The 4,555-nt window shown below is 68.6% G+C and carries 7 protein-coding genes and 1 tRNA gene; 5 read left to right on the forward strand and 3 right to left on the reverse strand.

Annotated features, from left to right (window positions below; translation table 11 throughout):
- Window position 1 precedes the first annotated feature (1 nt).
- A tRNA-Leu gene (locus tag ACLFOB_RS14285) sits at window positions 2-85 on the reverse strand.
- A 108-nt stretch (window positions 86-193) separates the two neighbouring features.
- Between ACLFOB_RS14285 and ACLFOB_RS14290 the strand changes: the two genes are divergently transcribed.
- From ACLFOB_RS14290 to grxD, 5 genes are all read left to right on the forward strand, one after another.
- Window positions 194-772: a YqaA family protein gene (locus ACLFOB_RS14290; protein WP_410926516.1), complete on the forward strand. Its 579-nt coding sequence runs from the start codon at window positions 194-196 to the stop codon at window positions 770-772.
- Complete coding sequence (locus tag ACLFOB_RS14295) at window positions 769-1,239, forward strand: disulfide bond formation protein B (protein ID WP_410917877.1); 471 nt, start codon at window positions 769-771, stop codon at window positions 1,237-1,239. The genes ACLFOB_RS14290 and ACLFOB_RS14295 overlap by 4 nt, the downstream gene beginning before the upstream one ends.
- A gap of 72 nt (window positions 1,240-1,311) precedes the next feature.
- Complete coding sequence (locus ACLFOB_RS14300) at window positions 1,312-1,554, forward strand: BolA/IbaG family iron-sulfur metabolism protein (protein WP_410917878.1); 243 nt, start codon at window positions 1,312-1,314, stop codon at window positions 1,552-1,554.
- 6 nt (window positions 1,555-1,560) lie between these two features.
- Entirely contained in the window at window positions 1,561-1,818 is a 258-nt protein-coding gene (locus tag ACLFOB_RS14305; protein WP_410917879.1) for a hypothetical protein, read from the forward strand.
- Window positions 1,819-1,833: 15 nt separating this feature from the next.
- Window positions 1,834-2,196 (forward strand): Grx4 family monothiol glutaredoxin, encoded by a 363-nt coding sequence (gene grxD / locus ACLFOB_RS14310; protein ID WP_410917880.1) that lies wholly within the window; start codon window positions 1,834-1,836, stop codon window positions 2,194-2,196.
- A gap of 3 nt (window positions 2,197-2,199) precedes the next feature.
- On the opposite strand, the gene ACLFOB_RS14315 is transcribed toward grxD, so the two are convergent.
- Both ACLFOB_RS14315 and ACLFOB_RS14320 read right to left on the reverse strand, forming a co-directional pair.
- The gene (locus ACLFOB_RS14315; protein ID WP_410917881.1) at window positions 2,200-2,793 is read right to left on the reverse strand and encodes an NTP transferase domain-containing protein; all 594 of its coding nucleotides are present in this window, start codon (window positions 2,791-2,793) and stop codon (window positions 2,200-2,202) included.
- Between the two features lie 92 nt (window positions 2,794-2,885).
- Window positions 2,886-4,555: GcvT family protein (locus ACLFOB_RS14320; protein ID WP_410926517.1), on the reverse strand; the 1,670-nt coding region annotated here is incomplete at its 5' end.

Consider the following 4,555-nt stretch of genomic DNA (forward strand, 5'->3'; position numbering starts at 1 on the left):
TTGGTGCCCAAGGTGGGAGTCGAACCCACACGCCTTGCGGCGGGGGATTTTGAATCCCCTGCGTCTACCGTTCCGCCACTTGGGCCCTTCAGCAGGACTAGCGCCGGTGCGCCGCCGCGTCCAGTGCCTCGGGCGCTTGACCGGACAGCGCGCGCGTGGTCAACCGCTGCGACCACGGCAGGGGCAGGCAGGCATGATACGGGCGCTCTACGACTGGACGCTCTCCATGGCGGAGCATCCGCGCGCCCTGTGGGTGCTCGCTGTCGTGTCCTTTGCCGAAAGCTCGGTCTTTCCGATCCCGCCGGACGTGCTGATGATCCCGATGATCCTTGCCGCGCCGCACCGGGCCTGGCTGATCGCGGGGGTGGGGCTGCTGTCCTCCGTGCTGGGTGGGCTGGCGGGCTACGCCATCGGCGCCTTCGCCTACGAGTCGCTGGGCCGCCCGGTGCTGGAGGCGCTGGGCAAGGAAGAGGCGATGGCCGCCTTCAACGAGACCTTCAACGGCGTGGGTTTCTGGGCGGTGCTGGCGGCGGGCATCACGCCCTTTCCCTACAAGGTCATCACCATCATGTCGGGCTGGACCGGGCTGAACCTTGCCACCTTCCTGCTGACCTCGGTGCTGGCGCGGGGCTTGCGGTTCTTCGTGGTGGCGGCGCTGCTGCGTGCCTACGGCGCACCGATCCGTGATTTCATAGAGCGGCGGCTGGGGCTTATGTTCGTGCTGTTCCTGGCGCTCCTGATCGGGGGCTTCGCCATATTGAGGGTCTTGTGACGCGCAACGGGCTGATCCTGATCGCCGCCGGCGGATCGGCGGCAATGCTGGCGATGGCCTTCGCCTTCCAGCATCTGGGCGGGCTGGCGCCCTGCGCGCTCTGCCTGTGGCAGCGCTGGCCGCACGCCGCGGCGGTGGTGATCGGCGTGCTGGGGCTGGCCCTGCCGGGGGCGGCGCTGCCGCTTTTCGGGGCGGTCGCGGCGGGCGCCTCCGGCGGGATCGGGGGCTATCATCTTGGCGTGGAGCAGGGCTGGTGGGAGGGGCCTGCCACCTGCTCGGGCGGCAGCGAGGTCGGCGAGCTTTCGGTCGAGGAACTGACGGCGCAGATCATGGCCGCGCCGGTGGTGCGCTGCGACGAGGTCGCCTGGAGCCTTGCGGGCCTCAGCATGGCGGGGTGGAACGCGGTGCTGTCGCTTGCGCTGATGGCGATCTGGCTGGTGGCGGCGCTCCGGGCCTATCGGGTCTGAGCGCCTCCCTTGCGCCGCCTTCGGCGCAAGACTAAGTCTTTCAGCGACAATGGAAGCCGGAGAGCCTTGCCCATGCCGATGCAGGCGCAGGAGATCGAGCACCTGATCCGCGCGGCCTTTCCACAGGCGCGCATCACCATCACCGATCTCGCGGGGGACGGAAACCACTATGCGGCGGAAGTGATCGACGAGAGCTTTCGCGGCAAGAACAGGGTCCAGCAGCAACGCGCCGTCTATGCCGCACTGAAGGAAAAGATGGCCGGATCCCAGGGCGACCTTCATGCGCTGGCCCTGACGACCAAGGCCCCGGATTGAGGTTGCATGCTGGAATGGCTGCCATGGATCATCCTCGTGGGCTTCACGACCGTCTTCGTCCTTGTCGGCTTGCACGAGTTGAGACGCCGCCGGAACCTGGACGAGCCGGAGCCGCCGCGCGCGGCCTTCGAATTCGACGAGAGCGCGCCGAGCTACGAGGAACCGCCGGCGCCTGAGCCGGACGAGGCCGGAGAGGCGGAAACCGAAGGCAGGGCCGCGGAGCAGGACGATACCGATACGGGCGAGGGGCCCAGGGAAACCTAAGGACGAGAGGCGCAGATGAGCGACGCGAAGACCCGGATCGACGAGACGGTAAAGGCAAACGACGTCGTGCTCTACATGAAGGGCACCAAGTCGATGCCGCAGTGCGGCTTTTCCAGCCGCGTGGCCGGCGTTCTGAATTACATGGGCGTCGAGTTCACCGAAGTGAACGTGCTGGCGGACGAGGACATCCGGCAGGGCATCAAGGACTATTCGGACTGGCCGACCATTCCGCAGCTTTACGTCAAGGGCGAGTTCGTGGGCGGCTGCGACATCATCACCGAGATGACGCTGTCGGGCGAACTGGACCAGCTCTTCGACGAGAAGGGCGTGACCTACGACAAGGCCGCTGCGGAAAAGATCCGCGAAGCCAACGCCTGAAGCTTACTGCGCGGCGGCGCGCCACTGCGCCCAGTCCTCGGGCGTATCGAGGTCGATCAGCGCGCGCCGCTCCGGCAGGGCGAGCCGGCGCAGCCGGTCGGGGTGCGCCGCGATAACCGCGCGTCCCCCCCGGTCGCCGCGCACCCTTGCCAGTTCTGACAGAAGATCGGCGGGAAAGATCACCGGGTGCCCGGGCGTCCCGTCCTCTCCGGTTGCCTGCCAGATTCCGGGGGCGGCGCGAAAGGCGTCGATCAGTGTGCGCAGGTCCGGGGCGTCGATCTCCGGCATGTCGGCCGGCAGGATCATCACGCCAGCCAGCCGCGCGGGCATTGCCGCCAGTCCCGCGCGCAGCGAGGCGGCCATGCCCTCCGACCGGTCGTGCACCTGAACCCAGTCCACGTCCAGATCCTCGATCGCGCGGTGCCGGGGGCCGTCCGGTCCCGGCAGGGCGATACAGACGACGGGCGTTGCCTCCCGTGCCCGCGCGGCGATCAGCGACAGCAGCGGAAAGCCCAGCACCGGCTCGAGCAGCTTGTCACGCCCTCCCATGCGGGACGAAGATCCCGCGGCGGGAATGAGGATTCCCACGTCCGACATTGCCGCGCTCCCGTGTCGCGCACCCTCTGCGCGGCTTCGCCACGCCTTCCCCTGCGGCAGCATGGCGCAAGCCGGCCCGTCGGGCAAGCGTCTCAGCCGCGCAGGCGCGCGCCCTCGGGGTCGAAGAGCGGCGTGTCCAGCATCCGTGCGGGCCGCATCTCGCCCAGGATCTCGATCTCGACCTCGAGGCCCGGCTGCGCCACTTCGGTCGGGATCAGGCCCAACGCCACGGCCTTGTCGGCGAAATGCGAATAGCCGCCGGAGGTGCAGAAGCCCCTGACCGCGCCACCGATCCAGATGGGTTCATAGGCGTGCACATCCGCGTCCAGCGTATCGACCTCGAAGGGCCTGAGGGTCCGCGCGGCGCCCGCCGCGCGCTCGCGCTCGGCGGCCGCGCGGCCCACGAAATCCACGTTCTTCTTCCACGAGATGAAGCGGTCGAGGCCCGTCTCGGCCGCCGTGTAGTCGGGCGAGAACTCGCGCCCCCAGGCGCCGAAGAACCGATCGAGCCGCAGCGACATCATGGCCCGCATCCCGAAGGGCTTCATCCCGTGCGGCTGGCCCGCCTCCCACAGCGTGCTCCAGAGCGCGCGCTGCACCATCGGATCGCAGAAGATCTCGTAGCCCAGATCGCCGGTGTAGCTGACCCGCTGCACGAGGCAGTCCGCCATGCCCACGGTCAGGCTGCGGACGTCGAGAAACCGCATGTCCGAAATGTCGGTCCGTGTCACGCTTTGCAACACCTCGCGCGCCGCCGGTCCCACGATCTGGAAGCCGGTCACGCGGTCCGAGACGTTCTCGATCACCACGCCGTCCTCGGCATTGGCGAGGAACCAGCGCATGTGGAACGCCTGTGCGCCGTAGCTCGCCGTCAGCTGGAAGGTCTCGTCGTCCAGGCAGGAGACGGTGAAATCGCCCCAGAGCCGCCCCTTGGGCGAGAGCATCGGTGTCAGCGCCAGGCGTCCCGGCGCGGGGATGCGCCCCGCCATGATCCGGTCGAGCCAGGCGCGCGCCCCGGGTCCAGTCACGCGATACTTGCCGAAGTTGTGGGTCTCGTTGATGCCCACGCCCTCGCGCACCGCGCGCACCTCGCGCTTCGTCGCCTCCCAGGCGTTCGATCGACGGAAGCTCGGCGTCTCGAAGCGCGGCTCATCCCCTTGCGCGAAGTAGTTGACGACCTCCAGGCCATACTGGTGCCCCCAGACGGCGCCCATCCGGTCGAAGATGTCGTACATCGGCGTCTGTCGGAAGGGGCGCGCAGCGGGCAGTTCCTCGTTCGGATAGGCCACAGAGAAGCGCTTCTGATAGTTCTCGATCACTTTGGGCCGCGTGTAGCCCGGCGTGATCCAGTCGCCGTAGCGGGCGCAGTCCATGGCGAAGGTGTCGCGCTCGCATTCCCCCTCGACCATCCACTGCGCCAGCATCAGCCCCACGCCGCCGCCCTGGGAAAAGCCCGCCATCACGCCGCAGGCCGACCAGTAGTTGCGCATCCCCGGCACCGGGCCCACCAGCGGGTTGCCGTCGGGGGCGAAGGTGAAGGGGCCGTGGATGACCGATTTCACGCCCGCGCGCTCCAGCACCGGGAAGCGGCGGTAGGCGAAGGCGATCGACTCCTCGATCTTGTCCAGATCGTCGGGCAGCAACTCGTGCCCGAAGTCCCAGGGCGTGCCGTCCACCGCCCAGGGCTTGGCGCTCTGCTCGTAGAAGCCGATGCAGAGGCCGCGCCCCTCCTGCCGCAGGTAGCTCTCGCCGGCGGGGTCCA

This window comes from Rhodosalinus sp. (genome assembly GCF_046542825.1).
In the GTDB taxonomy this organism is placed as follows: domain Bacteria; phylum Pseudomonadota; class Alphaproteobacteria; order Rhodobacterales; family Rhodobacteraceae; genus Rhodosalinus.

Coding starts and splice junctions, on each gene's coding strand:
- grxD (WP_410917880.1), top strand. CDS start 1,834: ATGAGCGACGCGAAGACCCGGATCGACGAGACGGTAAAGGCAAACGAC.
- ACLFOB_RS14300 (WP_410917878.1), top strand. CDS start 1,312: ATGCCGATGCAGGCGCAGGAGATCGAGCACCTGATCCGCGCGGCCTTT.
- ACLFOB_RS14305 (WP_410917879.1), top strand. CDS start 1,561: ATGCTGGAATGGCTGCCATGGATCATCCTCGTGGGCTTCACGACCGTC.
- ACLFOB_RS14290 (WP_410926516.1), top strand. CDS start 194: ATGATACGGGCGCTCTACGACTGGACGCTCTCCATGGCGGAGCATCCG.
- ACLFOB_RS14315 (WP_410917881.1), bottom strand. CDS start 2,793: ATGTCGGACGTGGGAATCCTCATTCCCGCCGCGGGATCTTCGTCCCGC.